Below are 16,907 nucleotides of genomic sequence, written 5' to 3' on the forward strand. Positions count from 1 at the left end.
TATTCTTTACAATTAATTAGATATTAACTTCTCCATTAACCATTGAATTCTACATTTACCTTATTACTAAATCAAACACACTTATATGAATTCTATTAAAACTCTAGGCTTATCCTTATTGCTCATTCTCTTTTTGTCGAGCTGCGACAAAAAATCCAATAACGAAGTCAAGATTACAAATCAAGCTCCAGAAAATGAATATTCAGCTATTTTTGGAGGAGGTCCTTTTTATTCTGGAGGAAATGAAGTTATCGACGATTTAAGAAATTCTGGTTTCAACACGGTAATTCTTTGGACCATTCATATTGACGAAGATGGTAGCATGAATTTAAATGATCAATCCATTATTGATAAAAATGGTAATTATATCGGAGATCCTGAATGGAAGAATAGATTGATTCGTCTTCAGGAAGAACCAAGTTCTGTTGAAAGAATTGAGATTGGTGTTGGCGCTTGGGGAGCTAAATCGTGGGAGAATATAAAAAACTTAATTGCTAGCGAAGGAACCGGCTCTGACACGAAACTATACAAGGCCTTTCAGTTATTACAAGAAATAACTGGAGCTGCTGCTGTAAATTACGATGATGAAGTAACTTTTGACGTAGAATCAACAGTTCAATTCAGTTTAATGCTAGATAATTTAGGCTACAAAATTGGACTTTGCCCATACAACGAAGTAGCATATTGGAAATCGGTTTACGAACAAGTTGAAGCAAAGAAACCAGGTGCAATTGATCGAGTTTACCTCCAATGCTATGCTGGAGGAAATAAAAATCTACCGTCGCAATGGAATCAATATTTTGGAGACATAAAAGTTTCTTACGGATTGTGGTCTAAGAATGGAGGCGATTGCAAACAAGGTGACAATCCTGATGAGATAAAAAAGAAAATAGCTTCTCAAAAAGAAAATATTTCTGGTGGCTTTATTTGGCTATACGATGACATCCAAAAATGTCAAGCTTATGGCTCAACCAGTTCATATGCAAAAGCAATTAACGAAGGCTTGAAATAACATCAATAAAAAAAAGGAAATCAGCATCGACTGATTTCCTTTTTCATTTCTTATATTATTGTACTTTTATTCCATCGTTACTACTGTTATTCCTGCACCACCCATCTGAATTTTCTCATCACGAAAGTGTTGAACCAAATCAATAGTCTGTAATTGTTCTCGAATCATCTGACGAAGAATTCCTCCTCCTGTTCCATGCAGAATACGAAACTCGCCAACATCGAGCATGATAATTTCATCGATATGATCAATTACGACTTGAACAGCTTCTTCACCACGCATACCGCGCACATCCAAATCGGCTTTAAAACTCAATTTTCTTTTGGATATTTTCTCCTGAATTAAGGATGAAGTTTTATTATAGGTCTTTTCCTGTTTCTTAACTTGAGACTTGCTCACTTTTGTCAATCGTACCTTTTTAACGGAAGTAAGAATATTTCCGAAGGCAACTACTGCTGTTTTTGCATTAAGCTCTACCACCTCACCAACTGACGATTGTGTATCTAATTTCACAAAATCACCTTTTTCAATAACATCTGGATTAAATTTCTTTTTAGCTTTTTCAATTGTTTTTGAATCGGTAGCAACAGGTTCTTTTGTCTCTGGTGTAGTTCTCTTTCCTCCTTTTTTTTCTCTCTCTTTTAGTTTCTGTATTTTTCTATTTATGCGCTCCTCTTCTTTCAGCTCCTCTTTAGTTAGCTTAACCTTTACTTCTTCAAACTCTTTACGGATTTTTCGGGTTTTTTCTTTATCCGCTTTACTCTCTTTAATTTCACGAATGGTTCTCTCTATGGACTTATTCGCACTATTCAATAACTGAGCAGCTTCCTCTTTGGCTTTTTCAATGATTTCTTTTCGAAGCTTACTGGCATCTTTCAATTCCTTATCGTACTGCTCCACCAAATCGTTCAACTTTTTATCGCTTTTCCTGATATTGTTACGTTTGGTTTCCCAGTATCGCTTATCACGCACAATATCACGCAAGTGTTTATCAAAGTTGATATGATCGCCACCAATAATATCGGTGGCCGATTTCAGGATTTCCTCTGGTAAACCAATTTTACGGGCGATCTCAAAAGCAAATGACGAACCTGGCTTACCTACCTGTAATTGGAATAAAGGTTGTAGCTTATGAGAATCGTATAACATAGCACCATTCTCGATTCCTTCGGCCTCTGAAGCGTAGTGTTTCAAACCTGTATAGTGAGTCGTGATAACACCTCGTACTTGTTTTCTATTCAGCTTATCCAAAATCGATTCGGCAATGGCACCACCTACAGCAGGCTCGGTACCTGTACCAAACTCATCAATCATCATCAGGGTTTCAGCATTTGAGTATTTCAAGAAATGCTTCATATTAATCAAATGCGAACTATAGGTACTCAAATCGTTCTCCATAGATTGCTCATCACCAATATCGATGAAAATATTATCGAAAATTCCCATCTTCGATTTCTCACCCATTGGAACCAATAAACCGCATTGGAACATGTATTGTAGCAAACCCATCGTTTGCAAACACACCGATTTACCACCGGCATTGGGTCCTGAAATAAGAACGATACGTTGCTTATCGTTTATTTCAATATTTAATGGAACTGCTTTTCTTCCTTCCCCCTTCAAGGTTAAATAAAGTAGAGGATGAACTGCATTTTCCCATAAAACTTTAGGCTCTTTACCCATTAGAGGCATTAGACCATTAACTTGAATCGCAAACTTTGCTTTGGCTCGAATAAAATCTATTTGAGCTAAGAATTCGTAGGCTAAAAACAAGTCGTTGACATAAGGACGGACTTGTTCAGTAAATTCACGAAGAACTCTAATTATCTCGCGACGCTCAGCATATTCCAATTCACGAATTTCGTTATTGGTTTCTACAATCTCAGCAGGTTCAATATAAGACGTCTTACCCGTTGCCGATTCATCATGAACAATACCTTTTATTTTTCGTTTGTGTGCCGATGGAATTGGAATAACAACTCTTCCATCACGAATAGAAAGTGCCACATCCTGTTCTACCCAACCTTCTTTTTGGGCAATACGTAACATTCCTTGCATACGTTTCGAAATGGTCGATTGCTTCTGAATCAAGCTACTTCTAATATGTTGCAATTCTGGCGATGCATTGTCTTTCATCCGACCATGCTTGGTCAATATGGCATTTAACCTCTCAAAAATATAAGGGTACATTTTCACATTCCCCGTTAATCTCATAAGGTATGGGTAACTTCCCTCCTCTTTGTTCTTAAAAAAACGCAGAATAGCAGATATTGACTCTAAAGAACGTTTTAAATTGAATAATTCATCAAGTTCTAAATAAGTCCCGTCAATTCGAATTTTCTCTAAACTCTGACGTACATCAATAAAATGTCCCAAAGGAAAATTCTCTTCCTCAAGACAAATGGTTTTAAATTCATTGGTTTCGCTAACCCGGCGAGTAACACGCTTAAAGGATTCGGAAAACTTTAGCCCATCGACTAAATCTTTTCCTAATTGACTTAAACATTGTTTCTTTAGTAGTTCTCTAACCTTATCGAAGCGTATCTTCGTTTCAAAATTATCTGGATATATCACGTGTGTCTGTACAATCTTAGTTATTTCTTCTGCAAAATTAACAAAAGAGCTTGAAGAGGCAAAAGTAAAGGAACAACACATAGGTGTTATTCCTTTTTATTATTTAATAACTTTGGAATTGCAATTTCTCTTTAGGTACTCTTCCGACTGTCCTATTCCAAACTTCACAGCTTCTTTCCAATCTTTGCAGGCGGCATCTTTTTCTCCCATCTTGTACAAGCAAATACCTCTGTTGGCATAGGCTGCACCATAATCAGGCTTTAGATTAAGGGCATAGGTATAATCCAAAACAGCTGTACTAATCATCTTTTTTGCTAAACAGATATTAGCTCGATTAAAATAGTAACGATGTACCAAATGAAAATCTTCTCCATTTAATTTACTATAAGCAATTGCCATACTATATTCAGCCATCGCCCTCTTAGCCTCACCTTTCAAATTGTACATTTCTCCAATGTAATAACAAATTTCATCGTCTTGTTGAAATATTTTTTTCGATTTTTGAAGTATGGAAATAGCTGTATCAATTCGTGTTGAATCATTCATCCCTACACGATATAATTGCAGATATGAATTCCGATTTGTAGAATCTAGAGCAATTGCTTGAATCAAAAGATTGAATCCTTCCCCGACATTATCAGTTTTAACTTTCTCAATGGCCTGATTTGTTAATACAATCGCTTTATTTTTATCCGCAAGTGATACTTGATGTACTTCCTGAGCTGATACTCCCAATTTTGAAATCAGGAGAAAGAGAATAATAACTAATTTTAATTTCATTCTGTTTTCTTTTAGACAAAACACTCCCAACAATTGCAAAGAGAACTTGTTTTTGTTAGAAGTGTATTTTTAAATTTTACTGATGTATTAAATAGTAATCCCTCAAATTACAAATACAATGAGAAGCCCACATTAAATGCAACACCACTCGAAATATTTCTAGGATCTCCATCCATATCCTCACTTGGGCGAAGAATTGTAGATTGATAACCTAAACCTAAATCCAAAGCAATTTTATCATTTAGGAAAATAGCAACTCCACCACTTATTCCGTAAACAAAAGTTTTTAGCTTCGTCTCTTCTGAATCAGATACATCTTCCAACTTAAGCGATCCAATTCCAAAACCGCCATGTAAATAAGGTTTTACATTATTATCTCCAAAATAATATCTGGCAAATGGCATGAACGCAAAACTATTTGTTTTGAACTCATCATCATCTTCATCTTTTTCTGTTTGTAAGCTTACGGGTAACTGCAGGCCAACTGCAAATCGATCCGCAACAAAATACCCAACTTGAGGAGCAAATTCAAATTTTGTTGATGAGCCAAGGTCACCATCTCCACCATCATTTTTCCATTTATTATTTACGGATGTAAAATTTAAATTTGAACTACCTCCAATTAATAATCTACCTTGCTCAGTTTGAGCAGATAAAAGTCCTACAAAGCAAAAAAATGCACAAAGAGTAAAAATTAATTTCATAGATTTCTTTTTGATGTATTTGGCCTACTCTTAAGATTTTCGGCAATCTCTTTTTTAAATATGTAAACTTAGATGTGTTAATTGTAATGTACTCGACCACAACATTTCTTAAACTTCAAACCACTTCCGCAAGGACATGGACTATTTCTGCCAAAACTCTGCTTTGTCTTTTTTAAATTTCGGGTTTTCATATTTTGGTTAAAAACCTCGGTCATTATCTCATACAATTCAGGATGTGTTTCTGCAAACTGTTTAGGTTTCTCAAAAAAATATTCACTAGCTACTGCAAAAAACTCTGCTTTATTTGTTCCTCCATAAGGATTTATATCAGATCTTTCCTCATATATCTCATCAATCTTTTTATCTAAAAGATCGAACCATGGAATTGCATATTGCTTTTCTAAAAGTATAGAAGGCAAACCATCAATATTGCCATCCATCTTGTCTATTAAATGAACAAACTCGTGAACAGCCGTGTTTTTCTTATCTGATTCGTTTGAAAAACCGTGCAGCAAGGCTGGTTTAGATAAGATCATCTTTCCTTCCATATACCCACTACCAACCATTCCTAAGATATTTGAGTCTGAAGTAGAAGTTTGAAATTTTTCGTTAAAATTACCTGGGTAAACTAATACCTCATCAAGGTTTGTATATTTCCACTCAGGGAATGCAAATACAGGGATAATTGCACTAGACGCAACTAAAATTCGATCGGTTAAGTCAACATTGATATTAACACCAGTAACTCTGCAATTCAAAAGAAACTCCTGAATTTTAAATTCAAATCTTTTTTTCTCATCTGCAGACAATGCATTATAGAACACTACTTTTTCAACAAGTATGATTCGCCATTCTTTTTGGAAAGGTGACTTTGGCGTTTTCCATTTCTTTTTATTATTCCTCCTAAATAGAAACCACACAATAGCAATGACAATGGCTGAAAGAATTACAATATCCATAATTTAAATTAACACAGTAAATAAATTCAATAGATAAATGTAACACTTTACATTTTTATGTTGGTTATCTCACATGTGTATTATGATTATATAGAAATAATCTAAGCTAATGAAAGTAAAGAATGTTTCACCCCATAAGTTAGTCCATAGTAGTCAAGTTTTAAAAATTATCCTTTATATTAGACTGATTTTCTAAAAAACAGAAAATGTAACTAACCGTAACCCTATTATTTTTATGCATAGTATCAACGACTTTTTAGCCGGAATAGAACAATACCTTGGAGGAAGCCAATGGTTCACTCTTTTATTACTTGGAACCGGACTCTTCTTTACTCTATATCTTAAATTTCCCCAAATTCGATTTTTCGGACACGCTTTAAAGGTGGTTCGTGGTAAATACGACAAGGCCGACGAAAAAGGAGATACATCACATTTTCAAGCTTTAACTACTGCCCTTTCAGGAACTGTAGGAACAGGTAATATTGCTGGTGTAGCATTTGCAATTTATTTGGGTGGTCCAGCTGCCCTTTTCTGGATGCTCATGACGGCTATTTTAGGTATGACAACCAAGTTTGTAGAGGTTAGTCTCTCACATAAATATCGTGAAACAGATGAACAAGGCTTTATTTCCGGTGGTCCGATGTATTACATGAAAAACAAACTTAAAATGCCATGGTTAGCTGCATTTTTTGCTGCTATGACAATTGTTTCATCATTTGGGACAGGAAGTTTACCACAAATCAATTCCATATCAAGTTCTTTACATTCAACTTTTGGTATTGAAAAAATGTTGAGTGGTGGAGTATTGGCAATTCTTCTAGCCATCGTTATTTTAGGTGGAATTAAGCGAATTGCCAAAGTAACTGAAAAATTGGTTCCAACCATGGCCATCATTTATTTTGTAGGTGCATTAGCTGTTATCTTTTACAATTACGAAAATATCATACCCTCCTTTATATCCATTTTCACAAATGTATTTTCAGGTACTGCTGCTGTTGGTGGTTTTTTAGGTGCTGGCTTCTCTTATGCACTAACTAAAGGTGTTAATCGAGGTTTATTTAGTAATGAAGCTGGACAGGGATCAGCTCCTATTGCTCATGCTGCTGCCAGAACAGAAGAACCTGTATCAGAAGGTATGGTAGCCATCCTGGAGCCATTTATCGATACCATCATTATCTGTACACTTACAGGTTTAGTTATTCTTTCATCCGGTGTTTGGAACGAGAAACTTCCAAATCAATTCCAAACTACCGATATGAGTATAATGGCTGATGTCTATGATGATACCAATAAAGAAGACAGGAACGAGTTATATCAATTCTTAGGCAATCAGAAGAAGCTTCCTTTGTTCAATGGTGAGTTGAAGGTGAAAAATGGCAATATCGAGAATCAGGTAAGCATTATAAATGCACGATCAATTGCCGAAAATGTTTTGATCTACAATACTGACGGAGATTTATATTCTGGTAAAGTAAAAATTGAACTAGGGAAATTTACTTCAGAAAATGGAGCCTACTTTAAAGGAAATTCACTTATGCACTCTGCACCTTTAACAGCTGAAGCCTTCACCAGAAGTTATCTAGGTGAATGGGGACGTTGGATTGTTTCCATCGGTTTATTGTTATTTGCATTTTCTACAGCAATCGCCTGGGCCTACTACGGAGGTCGTTCTGTCACCTATTTATTTGGAGCTAAAGGTGTATTACCTTATAGAATTATCTATTGCATCGGATTCTTTATCGCATCATTTGCAGATACAACAATTATTTGGACATTATCAGGAATTACAATTGTGCTTATGGCATTGCCAAACTTAATTGGAATTTTAATGCTACACAAAGACATGAAAACGACCCTAAATACCTATTGGGATAAGTTCAAAAAGGAACATCCTGAAGAAGTGTAAAGCATTATAAATTGTAAAAGAGGCTCTAAGGAGTCTCTTTTTTTTTGTACTTTACTTTTTACCTAAAAGTAAATGAAACATGAAACACATATACAAGAATGAGAGAAACGAATCTTTATTCTCACTAAGTACACTTCCTTGCACCGACAATGAACTTCTCTTAAAAGAAAATGAATATTATCGAATTCTTTGGCTAAAAAATGGAAAAGCCACAATTCGTGTAGATGGTATTGATTATACAATTATTGAAAATCAAATTATTTTCCTGACACCTTTAAATAAAATACAAATTATCGATACGGAAGAGAACATGCTTGCTCTTATTTTTAATCGAGAATTCTATTGTATTCAGCAGCATGATCAAGAGGTATCTTGTTATGGCTATTTATTCTTTGGTTCCTCTGATGTACCAATTGTTAGCCTAAGTTCTGAAGAGCAAAATAGTTTTGATTTACTTTATCAAGTCATGCTTGAAGAATTTGAAAATCAAGATCAAATCCAGGGAGAAATGTTACAAGTTTTATTGAAAAGGTTTCTGATTAAATGCACACGTTTGGCACGAAAAAATCTTGAGAACCCTGAAATTAACCAAGACAAATTGGATCTCATTCGCCAATTTAATGTGTTGGTGGAAATGCATTTTAAAAACAAACACAAGGTTGCTGATTACGCCGATCTTTTAAATAAATCACCAAAAACCTTATCGAACCTATTTGGTGAATACAATAGCAAAAGTCCTTTGCAGGTAATTCAAGAACGGATTGTACTAGAGGCCAAACGTCTCTTTCTTTATACCGATAAAAGTGCCAAGGAGATTGCCTTTGAAATTGGCTTTGATGATGCAGCTCATTTCAGTCGCTTTTTTAAAAAATCGGTTGGAAAAAGCCCTAGCGAATTCAAAAAATCATCCATTATTTAGTACGAAGGGAAAAATCATCAAGTCGCGGGGAAGAATAGCCATTCTTACCCGTTTTTTATTGCTCCATCTTTGTAATGTCATTAGATCGAAAGACATATAATCGTTAAAAGATCAAAATATAAATCATTATAAAAATTAAAACAGATGAGAACAATTTCAGTACCAACGAGAGAACAATTAGACGAAAAAGGACTACAAATTCTAGACAAAGTAAAGGGACAATTGGGAATGATTCCAAATCTTTTTGCCACCATTGCATACTCTAGTGATACATTAGAAAGTTTCCTAAATTTTTCAAGTCAAGTAGGTAAAGGAAGTTTTTCAAACAAAGAATTGGAGACAATAAGGTTGGCTGTTTCTGAAGTGAACGAATGTCAATATTGTTTAGCGGCACATACGGCTATCGCTAAAATGAATGGCTTTACAGAAAATGAGACACTGCAGCTAAGAGATGGTAGTATTGATGATCCTAAATTGAGCGCTATAAGCAACTTAGCAGCTGAAATTTCCAGAAGCAATGGAAAGGCAAGTAATGAAGCTAAAGAAAACTTTTTTGCAGCTGGATTCAATGAAAAAGCACTTATTGATATTCTTGCAGTAGTGACTGAAATCACGTTTACTAATTATACCCACAACTTAACAGAGGTTCCGGTAGATTTCCCTACAGCAAAAGCTTTGGTGAAAAAAGCCGCTTAATATATCAATACTATTCATTTTGCTTATAACAAGAGCTGTTTCAAAAAATTGAAGCAGCTTTTTTATTCAATTTCAATATCGAACTGACTTAGCAAACCAACTACTCCCGAAAGAGAAAACTTTGCCTTTTTTATTTTATTAACTTCTGGATTAATTAGATAATTAAAGGAACTTCTTAAATCAGCTTTTTCAATATTGGTATACTCAAAAACTGTTCTACTTAAATCACAATTGTCAAAATTTGAGCCTGTTAAATCTGTTTCCGTAAAATCGACCTCCTGTAAATTACAATTTACAAATTGAGTCCCTTTCAATTTTAATTTATAAAAAGAAGCCAAATTAAGCTGACAATCCTGAAAGTTTACCGATAATAATAATTGATTACAATCCTGAAATCCAACACCAATCATCTTACAAAACTTAAATTCAGTGTCGCGAATAGCTGTGTAATTTAATTTAGCCAGACTTAAATCGCATTGTTCAAATTCACATTCAAGAAAAATATTCTCAGACAAATCGCAATTCGCAAATGAACAATTCACAAAACGACAATTTTCATACTCTCCTTTTGGCAAGCCTTCTGCTGAATAATCTTTCTTTTCAATAACTTTATCTTCTACGTATTCCATATTAATTAAATTGCATTCTCTAAAATCTCAGCTATTCCTTCTCTATTTACAATCGCTAAACCATGCCTTTCGCTAGAAATTCCTTCTTTTATTTGGTAGGTATTAACAGGAACATCCCCATCTAATCTTGACTCAAAATATTTAAGGTCAACACATTTTTCTGATTCTAACTCCTCTCCAATCTCAGTAATATGACTAGAAATTAAGAATAGTGACTTCTTAGAATTTAAAAATCCTTTTGTTACCAATAAACCGGCATCACATGCGTCTTTCACATTGGTTCCTCGAAATAACTCATCAAAAATAATCAACAAATTCTTCTGTTCTTTAATCTGAGTTGCTATTTCTTTTACTCTCTTTACTTCACTGTAATAATGGCTATACCCAATTTCGATATCATCAGATAGATTAATCGTGGTAAATAAACCATTAAAAACACTTAGCGTACAATCTTTTGATGGAACAGGAAAACCTATATGTGCCAAATAAATAGTTAAAGCTACAGCTTTCAAAAAGGTTGATTTACCTGCCATATTAGGCCCTGTCAAAAAGCAAAGATTCTTGTTTTTTCCTAATTCGAAATCGCACGGTACTGGCTTGGGTACAAAAGGATGAAAGAGTTGCTTTGCATTAAACTTCGGAGTTTCAGAATTTATAAATTTCGGGAAAGTAAAATCACCTTCTTGAGCAATCTTACCTACAGATAAATACGCATCTAATAAATATGTTTTCTTGATTACTTGCTTTAGTAACTCACTGTATTTATCCTTTAACAATGCGTCAAAATGATTAATCTGTCTGAAGGATATTTTTTCTTTCTCATTATTAAATAATGACTCGAAATCTTGATTTTTTTGAATGGCAATAACATCATCTCTAAGTCCAGCGAAAAATACTGGAAGTTTTTCTCCTTTGAATGATTCAATTAATAAACCCAAAAAGTTAAAATGCTCCTGAATATATTTTAATGCCTGTAAAGTTAAATAGTAACCATTTGTTGGCTTTAATTTATAAGAGATTTTATCAAACAATGCATCCAATAAATTATCTCTAAGAGAAGCCGTGTTTAGATTTAAATAATATTCTATAATATCGAGCTTGTCATCGTTTAAACACAAATTAATTTCCTCTTCCAGTCTAAAAGAATACTTAATTGCATCTATTTGATCAACAATATCTTTATAAGCATTAAAAGGAGAATCCATTAACTTATGCAAAGCAATTGAACCACCTCTAGTTTTTGTTTTATCAAAGTATCCGAAAATTGAAGTATCCTTACGATATTTTGGAAATATTTTTAAATCATTTAGCGTTTGTTCGTCTGTTTTAAATTTGAGCATATCTAAAACTACACAAACTATTATAGAGAAACATCCTGAAAAATAAAATTTTTATACTGATTAACCTTAATTAACAATAAAACTACATTTGAATTACTTTTTAATAATTCTTCAATGATCATTTTATTTCAATCCAAATAAATCTCGCCTACACTATAGGTTATCGCGTTTCCAGCAAGTAATAATCTTCCTCCCTTATTTTGACCTTACATTCTATTATAAAAAAACAGCCTCAAAAAAAGAATTCTGAGGCTGCTTAATATAATAATAATCCTAGTTCTCTATTTCAGCAACAAGAGGAGTATCTTTAATATCTTCATAGAACTTAACGTAACTAACTTGCATGTAAGGAATCAACCATAAGAAACCTATTCCTAAAGTTAACATACATAGTAATGACCAAAGGAAAAATCTAACCATCATACAAAACATTTTCCATTTGTAACCATACATCATTGCTTTACTTTTATCAATCGCTTCCATCGCACCAATTGAAGGATTCTCTGCAAGAATAAAGAAACTCATTGAGTAGGAAATTGCAGCAATAATTCCAGGTATAATCAATAAAAGAGACCATAACAAAGTGAAAACCACCATCAATAAATAAGTTCCCAATGCTGTTCCAAAATTATTGAATCCTGAAAATAATTGATTTAACTCAGCTTCTTCATCACGAGAAATTGACAAAAAGAATACTGTTAAGCCTAACATTAATGGTCCAGTAATAATTAAACCTGCAATGGCTCCTGCAATAGGAATAAATTGTAAACTACCTACAATTAAAAGATAAACAACTGTTGTTCCAATAGCAACTCCCCATTTTCCGCTTAGAGATTCTCTAGCACTTCTCATTAGGGCTAAATTTTCGGTTTTCATAGTTTCTTTTTTTTTAATTATTTTATAATACAAGATGAACCTATTGCAAAACTCTTGCTCATTTACACCAACTAACAAACCTAATAAAAACAATCAAGCGAAACAAGATATAATTTACTTACTTGTTAAATAGTCTCACGAGATAAATACTAGTCTAAATAAATCTCACCTACACTATAGGTTATTGCGTTTCCAGCAAGTAGTACTCTTTCCTCTTTATTCTCGCAAAATAAGATTCCTTGACGATCTGAAATCTGATGAGCAAGTAATTCCTTTTTCTTTAATCGTTTGCTCCAAAATGGTACCAAACTACAATGTGCCGAACCCGTTACTGGATCTTCGAATATAGTAGCTCCTGGCGTAAAAAAACGGGATACAAAATCAGCTTCCTCCCCAAGTGATGTGCATACAATCCCTCCATGCCCCAAATCGATTGCTTCCAACTTGTTCTTATCAGGATTTAGTGCCTTAACCTCCTCTTCGGATTTATAAACTAAAACATAGTCTCTAGCCAAAAACACTTCCTGTGGCTGCACATTTAAACTTGCTTTAATTATAGTTGGCAATTCTGCTTTTTCGGGCATTCTTGAAGGAAAATCCAATACGTATCGATCCTCATCGAAGGTAACAGCTAATTCTCCACTGGCAGAGCTAAAGCATATCTTATTTCCAGAATAATTCAAATGTTTTTTGATGACATGAGCAGAAGCAAGAGTAGCATGACCACACAAATCCATTTCGATTTCTGGTGTGAACCATCTAATGTGAAATCCATTATTAGTTTTTGTAAAAAATACCGTTTCGGCTAAATTATTCTCTTTTGTAATCTTCATTAACAAATCATCTGGCAGCCAATCTTCCAATGGAATTACGCAAGCGGGATTACCACCAAAAAGTTGATCTGTAAATGCATCAACATGATATTTAGTCAATTTCATAGGGCCTATTTTTCAGCGTACGATTAGATTTCAATTGTCATTTAAAATTTCCTCGATTTGAGGCTTTGAGTACAATTCGGATTTAATCACCTTACCATCTTCTCGATAAATAGCATTGCCATTTTCATCTAATTTACTCATGTTACTACGGTGTACTTCCTTAAAAATATCGGGATACTTATCTTGCAAACCAAATTCGAGCACTGTTCCCATAACTACGTAATGAATATCAGCTAAAGCATCAGCAACCTCAATTAAATTTCCCGATTCCCATGCTGCCTTTAATTCATCAACTTCTTCTTGAATTATATTCTGCCTCAACTCACATCTTTTTTTATTTGGTATAACAGGTTTCTTTTCCACATTTACCCCAAAGGCTGCGTGAAATTCGTTTACATTTTCTAAAGCTTTCATATTTGATATCAATCTATTTTACAAACTTAAATATCATGATTTCTTTTGTGAAAGCCGAAAAGAATGCACAAAAAAAAAGGCTACCATTAAGGCAGCCTATCAAATATATTTTAGTGGATCTTTATAGTGTTACCGCAAAAGTAAGGAACAAGCGCTCCGATACAGGATTTAAGGTAAGACCACCTCTAACTGGTAAAGAAAAAGAATCTGACAATTTTATTTCATCGTAAGTTGTGATGCTGGCATTTACCAGATTGATTTTATCATCATACATACCATCAAAAGGAGTGAATCCCAACGCGTAGGCAAATTTTTTACCTCCAATAAAATTAGAATATCCCAATTCTACGTAAGTTGAATAACGTTGATCATTATTTGCATCACGATCGAACTCACCATAAAACAAAACAGAGGTCATAATCGAAATAGGAAATTTTTCACAACCTTTATATTTTGCTACAGCGTCAAAAAAGTGAACACTCTTATCGCTGTCAAAGTCGAAAAAATCTGAATTTTCAAAGTCAACATTAGGACAGTAAAAATCGTAAAGACTAAACTGAAATAAGGGTGTATTATAACTCACATAGAAATCGACTTCTTGATAAGATTCATCAAGTGCATATGATCCCCAGACACCAACTGTAAACCGTCCGGTTTGCAATTCGATTGTAGGCTCAATAGTTGGAGCTGTTCCACTATTAAAACCACGCCACAAGTGTCTACTCACAAGATCAATACTTGTATTAACGCTCGTTTTCGAAGGTAATTCGTCTGCTTTTACTCCCCCGCAGATTAGCAATAATCCTATCAAAAAGATAGATTTTAAAAACTTCATCAGTAAATTTATTAAGTGTTGTTGTTTGTCTGACGGAAGCTAATTTACGAATGCAAGATTAAACTGCTACTGTATGATTTTCACTTCCCCCTTGTTCAAAATCGCTGCAAAAATAGAAGAAAAAGAAGGTGCAAATCATGATAATTATCTTATTTCTGATCTGTTATAAAACACAATCGATAGCGCTATCGATTACCTGTTAATAATGAGCTAATTATCAAAAAAGAAAAGGGAAAAAGCACTCGCTTTTTCCCTTCTATATTTAATTGAAATATTTATTAATATTCATCAGGCATTACAAACCAAAGAATGATGTAAACCAATAATCCGGGAAAACCCGCACTAAATATTGAAAGCAATACATAGGCTATTCGGACAATGCTTGTTTCCCATCCTAAATAATCTGCTATTCCTGCACATACACCAGCAATCATCTTATCTGATGATCTTCTTAATTTTCCTGCCATAATACTGTTTTTAATTAATCATCAAATTCTTCGTCATAAAGATCTTCCTGACTCTCCAACTCATCATTGTAGAATGTCTCGGCCTCATCCATTAGATCTACAATCAGATTTTCATCTTCAGGAGCTTTATCTAACCAATGTACCGTCTGATTAGAAGTAAAATCCTCTACATCACATTCAATAATACACTTAGGAGAATGTGTGTGGATGATAAAAAGAGTATCTGGTAACTCTTGTGAATTGTCTGCTAATAAAAACTTTGGGAGCATAACTTATTTTTTAATTTCGATGTAAATATAGGAAGAGATTGAATTCCAAGCAACAAAATTAGACTAACTATTTATAATTTAAGCATTTTTATCAATATGCCGTGCATCTTCAAGATCAGACAGCTCAATTTCAATCTCGTCGCTCATCATTTCATTTTGAATTTGGATCTACCTTAGTTAGGGAATTACAACTATTTTATCAGTTCTGCTTTCATTCCACTTTACTTATCAATCCTATAAATCAACTTCAAAAGGAGAGTGTATAAATAACAACCACACAAATCATAAACTTATAACACTGATAATGAACACCATTACAATCTAAATATGATTTTCTATGCAAACGTTTCTTATAAATTAGAAAAAGACCCGCAGGTATTATTTTATTACTTTCTTGTTGGATTAGTCAGAATATCTTCCTAAACTTGTATCAAATAAACAGATCAAAATATCCGAATTAGCAATGAGCAATTTCCTTCAAAATAACAAAATGACTATGTCTATGTGTACAACCTGTTGTATGTGTATGGAAAGTCGCGTTATGCAAAAAGGAACAGCTTAATTGAAAAAAATTCGGTATCAGGATATTTTCATAAGCCTTTTTGCATTAGCAGAAAGGCTTTTTTTATATCCAAAATAATGATCTCGACAAGAAATGTAAACAGTACAAGAATCTATTTCTCTATAAAGGATGAAAAGAAATTCAGACCATACAAAAAACAGATCCAACCTAGCATTATGTTGTTGTATGTGTATGTTAAGGTATCCACCCTAGCAGAAATCGTTATGTACCTAAATGAACATTACATATCGAGTCTTTCTGCATTGCAGAAGGACTTTTTTTATTCTTGTAAGTCAAGTGAAATGAAAGAGAAGAATTACAGAAGCATCCTAAAAACCATATCCTGGAGAACGATAGGAACAATTGACACCATACTAATTTCCTACTTCGTTATTGGAGATTTAAAATGGGCCATGTCGATTGGCGGAGTTGAATTGTTTACGAAAATGGGACTCTATTTTGTTCATGAACGAACATGGAATAAAATTCAGTTAGGCAAAGAAAAAGAGCATCCTATTGATTATCACATTTAAAAAGCAAGATCATGTCAAAACATAATAAACAATTTTTACCAATCGCCTTAGATATTACAGATAAGAAAATACTAATTATTGGTGGCGATGAAGACGCTTATAAAAAACTGAAAATATTACAGAGGAGTACAGATTTAATTGAAGTAATCGCTCCTAAAATCATCGACTGGATAAAAAATGCAGGAGTGATTTTCCACGAGAAACAATACGATAAGAGCATTCTTAAAGATTACTTTTTAATATACAGTTGTGTTGAAGATCCTGCATTTGTGAGACAATTAATAAGAGATACAAAAGAAGCAGGCGTACTATTAAATGTTCACGATCAACCTAATTTGTGTGAATTTGTATCTCCTGCAATTTACAAGCAATCGAATGTCAGTATTGCTGTTAGCTCTAACGGTAAAGATGTTTACGAATCGATACGAGTTAGGAACCAATTGAAAGATTACTTTGAAAATTATCAGCTTCAAAAACTACTAATTGCCAATTAA

The 16,907-nt window shown here is 33.8% G+C and carries 18 protein-coding genes; 6 read left to right on the forward strand and 12 right to left on the reverse strand.

The genetic code is table 11. The annotated features are described in order from the left end of the window. The first annotated feature begins 85 nt into the window (after positions 1 to 85). On the forward strand, positions 86 to 1,012 hold the full coding sequence (locus L3049_RS07195; protein WP_275109127.1) for a hypothetical protein: 927 nt from the start codon (positions 86 to 88) through the stop codon (positions 1,010 to 1,012). Positions 1,013 to 1,078: 66 nt separating this feature from the next. Here L3049_RS07195 and L3049_RS07200 read toward each other — a convergent pair whose 3' ends face one another. The 4 genes from L3049_RS07200 to L3049_RS07215 all read right to left on the reverse strand — a co-directional run bounded on the left by L3049_RS07200 (position 1,079) and on the right by L3049_RS07215 (position 6,029). After that, positions 1,079 to 3,667, reverse strand: coding sequence for an endonuclease MutS2 (locus tag L3049_RS07200; protein ID WP_275109128.1), 2,589 nt, complete (start codon positions 3,665 to 3,667; stop codon positions 1,079 to 1,081). A gap of 18 nt (positions 3,668 to 3,685) precedes the next feature. Beyond that, positions 3,686 to 4,366, reverse strand: a complete 681-nt coding sequence (locus tag L3049_RS07205; RefSeq protein WP_275109129.1) for a tetratricopeptide repeat protein — start codon at positions 4,364 to 4,366, stop codon at positions 3,686 to 3,688. 107 nt (positions 4,367 to 4,473) lie between these two features. After that, the gene (locus tag L3049_RS07210; protein ID WP_275109130.1) at positions 4,474 to 5,070 is read right to left on the reverse strand and encodes an outer membrane beta-barrel protein; all 597 of its coding nucleotides are present in this window, start codon (positions 5,068 to 5,070) and stop codon (positions 4,474 to 4,476) included. Between the two features lie 77 nt (positions 5,071 to 5,147). Next, complete coding sequence (locus L3049_RS07215; RefSeq protein ID WP_275109131.1) at positions 5,148 to 6,029, reverse strand: M90 family metallopeptidase; 882 nt, start codon at positions 6,027 to 6,029, stop codon at positions 5,148 to 5,150. Between the two features lie 235 nt (positions 6,030 to 6,264). Here L3049_RS07215 and L3049_RS07220 point away from each other — a divergent pair, with 235 nt between their 5' ends. From L3049_RS07220 to L3049_RS07230, 3 genes are all read left to right on the forward strand, one after another. After that, positions 6,265 to 7,935, forward strand: a complete 1,671-nt coding sequence (locus tag L3049_RS07220) for an alanine/glycine:cation symporter family protein (protein WP_275109132.1) — start codon at positions 6,265 to 6,267, stop codon at positions 7,933 to 7,935. 79 nt (positions 7,936 to 8,014) lie between these two features. Continuing rightward, a complete protein-coding gene (locus L3049_RS07225; protein WP_275109133.1) occupies positions 8,015 to 8,854 on the forward strand; it encodes a helix-turn-helix domain-containing protein in 840 nt (279 codons plus the stop codon). A 144-nt stretch (positions 8,855 to 8,998) separates the two neighbouring features. Beyond that, positions 8,999 to 9,550: a carboxymuconolactone decarboxylase family protein gene (locus L3049_RS07230; protein ID WP_275109134.1), complete on the forward strand. Its 552-nt coding sequence runs from the start codon at positions 8,999 to 9,001 to the stop codon at positions 9,548 to 9,550. Between the two features lie 62 nt (positions 9,551 to 9,612). On the opposite strand, the gene L3049_RS07235 is transcribed toward L3049_RS07230, so the two are convergent. From L3049_RS07235 to L3049_RS07270, 8 genes are all read right to left on the reverse strand, one after another. Then, a complete protein-coding gene (locus tag L3049_RS07235) occupies positions 9,613 to 10,179 on the reverse strand; it encodes a pentapeptide repeat-containing protein (RefSeq protein WP_275109135.1) in 567 nt (188 codons plus the stop codon). Positions 10,180 to 10,184: 5 nt separating this feature from the next. Next, entirely contained in the window at positions 10,185 to 11,519 is a 1,335-nt protein-coding gene (locus L3049_RS07240) for a MutS-related protein (RefSeq protein ID WP_275109136.1), read from the reverse strand. Between the two features lie 273 nt (positions 11,520 to 11,792). After that, positions 11,793 to 12,395: a DUF975 family protein gene (locus tag L3049_RS07245; RefSeq protein ID WP_275109137.1), complete on the reverse strand. Its 603-nt coding sequence runs from the start codon at positions 12,393 to 12,395 to the stop codon at positions 11,793 to 11,795. A gap of 149 nt (positions 12,396 to 12,544) precedes the next feature. Next, positions 12,545 to 13,333 carry a PhzF family phenazine biosynthesis protein gene (locus L3049_RS07250; RefSeq protein ID WP_275109138.1) on the reverse strand — a complete coding sequence of 263 codons (789 nt, stop codon included), beginning with the start codon at positions 13,331 to 13,333 and terminating at the stop codon, positions 12,545 to 12,547. Between the two features lie 30 nt (positions 13,334 to 13,363). Further along, complete coding sequence (locus tag L3049_RS07255) at positions 13,364 to 13,747, reverse strand: nucleoside triphosphate pyrophosphohydrolase family protein (protein WP_275109139.1); 384 nt, start codon at positions 13,745 to 13,747, stop codon at positions 13,364 to 13,366. Positions 13,748 to 13,868: 121 nt separating this feature from the next. Continuing rightward, positions 13,869 to 14,582 carry a hypothetical protein gene (locus L3049_RS07260; protein ID WP_275109140.1) on the reverse strand — a complete coding sequence of 238 codons (714 nt, stop codon included), beginning with the start codon at positions 14,580 to 14,582 and terminating at the stop codon, positions 13,869 to 13,871. Between the two features lie 278 nt (positions 14,583 to 14,860). Next, a complete protein-coding gene (locus tag L3049_RS07265; RefSeq protein ID WP_275109141.1) occupies positions 14,861 to 15,049 on the reverse strand; it encodes a PspC domain-containing protein in 189 nt (62 codons plus the stop codon). A gap of 14 nt (positions 15,050 to 15,063) precedes the next feature. Then, positions 15,064 to 15,318, reverse strand: coding sequence for a hypothetical protein (locus L3049_RS07270; protein WP_275109142.1), 255 nt, complete (start codon positions 15,316 to 15,318; stop codon positions 15,064 to 15,066). Positions 15,319 to 15,957: 639 nt separating this feature from the next. Here L3049_RS07270 and L3049_RS07275 point away from each other — a divergent pair. Together L3049_RS07275 and L3049_RS07280 are read left to right on the forward strand one after the other, a co-directional pair. Beyond that, entirely contained in the window at positions 15,958 to 16,413 is a 456-nt protein-coding gene (locus tag L3049_RS07275; protein ID WP_275109143.1) for a DUF2061 domain-containing protein, read from the forward strand. Between the two features lie 11 nt (positions 16,414 to 16,424). Next, positions 16,425 to 16,907 carry a precorrin-2 dehydrogenase/sirohydrochlorin ferrochelatase family protein gene (locus L3049_RS07280; protein ID WP_275109144.1) on the forward strand — a complete coding sequence of 161 codons (483 nt, stop codon included), beginning with the start codon at positions 16,425 to 16,427 and terminating at the stop codon, positions 16,905 to 16,907.

The organism is Labilibaculum sp. DW002 (assembly GCF_029029525.1).
GTDB lineage: Bacteria > Bacteroidota > Bacteroidia > Bacteroidales > Marinifilaceae > Paralabilibaculum > Paralabilibaculum antarcticum.

What these genes read in the sequence shown, in the direction of transcription:
- L3049_RS07205 (WP_275109129.1), bottom strand. Translation starts at nt 4,366, where the DNA reads ATGAAATTAAAATTAGTTATTATTCTCTTTCTCCTGATTTCAAAATTG.
- L3049_RS07200 (WP_275109128.1), bottom strand. Translation starts at nt 3,667, where the DNA reads ATGTGTTGTTCCTTTACTTTTGCCTCTTCAAGCTCTTTTGTTAATTTT.
- L3049_RS07240 (WP_275109136.1), bottom strand. Translation starts at nt 11,519, where the DNA reads ATGCTCAAATTTAAAACAGACGAACAAACGCTAAATGATTTAAAAATA.
- L3049_RS07235 (WP_275109135.1), bottom strand. Translation starts at nt 10,179, where the DNA reads ATGGAATACGTAGAAGATAAAGTTATTGAAAAGAAAGATTATTCAGCA.
- L3049_RS07250 (WP_275109138.1), bottom strand. Translation starts at nt 13,333, where the DNA reads ATGAAATTGACTAAATATCATGTTGATGCATTTACAGATCAACTTTTT.
- L3049_RS07195 (WP_275109127.1), top strand. Translation starts at nt 86, where the DNA reads ATGAATTCTATTAAAACTCTAGGCTTATCCTTATTGCTCATTCTCTTT.
- L3049_RS07270 (WP_275109142.1), bottom strand. Translation starts at nt 15,318, where the DNA reads ATGCTCCCAAAGTTTTTATTAGCAGACAATTCACAAGAGTTACCAGAT.
- L3049_RS07265 (WP_275109141.1), bottom strand. Translation starts at nt 15,049, where the DNA reads ATGGCAGGAAAATTAAGAAGATCATCAGATAAGATGATTGCTGGTGTA.
- L3049_RS07260 (WP_275109140.1), bottom strand. Translation starts at nt 14,582, where the DNA reads ATGAAGTTTTTAAAATCTATCTTTTTGATAGGATTATTGCTAATCTGC.
- L3049_RS07210 (WP_275109130.1), bottom strand. Translation starts at nt 5,070, where the DNA reads ATGAAATTAATTTTTACTCTTTGTGCATTTTTTTGCTTTGTAGGACTT.
- L3049_RS07280 (WP_275109144.1), top strand. Translation starts at nt 16,425, where the DNA reads ATGTCAAAACATAATAAACAATTTTTACCAATCGCCTTAGATATTACA.
- L3049_RS07230 (WP_275109134.1), top strand. Translation starts at nt 8,999, where the DNA reads ATGAGAACAATTTCAGTACCAACGAGAGAACAATTAGACGAAAAAGGA.
- L3049_RS07225 (WP_275109133.1), top strand. Translation starts at nt 8,015, where the DNA reads ATGAAACACATATACAAGAATGAGAGAAACGAATCTTTATTCTCACTA.
- L3049_RS07245 (WP_275109137.1), bottom strand. Translation starts at nt 12,395, where the DNA reads ATGAAAACCGAAAATTTAGCCCTAATGAGAAGTGCTAGAGAATCTCTA.
- L3049_RS07275 (WP_275109143.1), top strand. Translation starts at nt 15,958, where the DNA reads ATGATCTCGACAAGAAATGTAAACAGTACAAGAATCTATTTCTCTATA.
- L3049_RS07215 (WP_275109131.1), bottom strand. Translation starts at nt 6,029, where the DNA reads ATGGATATTGTAATTCTTTCAGCCATTGTCATTGCTATTGTGTGGTTT.
- L3049_RS07220 (WP_275109132.1), top strand. Translation starts at nt 6,265, where the DNA reads ATGCATAGTATCAACGACTTTTTAGCCGGAATAGAACAATACCTTGGA.
- L3049_RS07255 (WP_275109139.1), bottom strand. Translation starts at nt 13,747, where the DNA reads ATGAAAGCTTTAGAAAATGTAAACGAATTTCACGCAGCCTTTGGGGTA.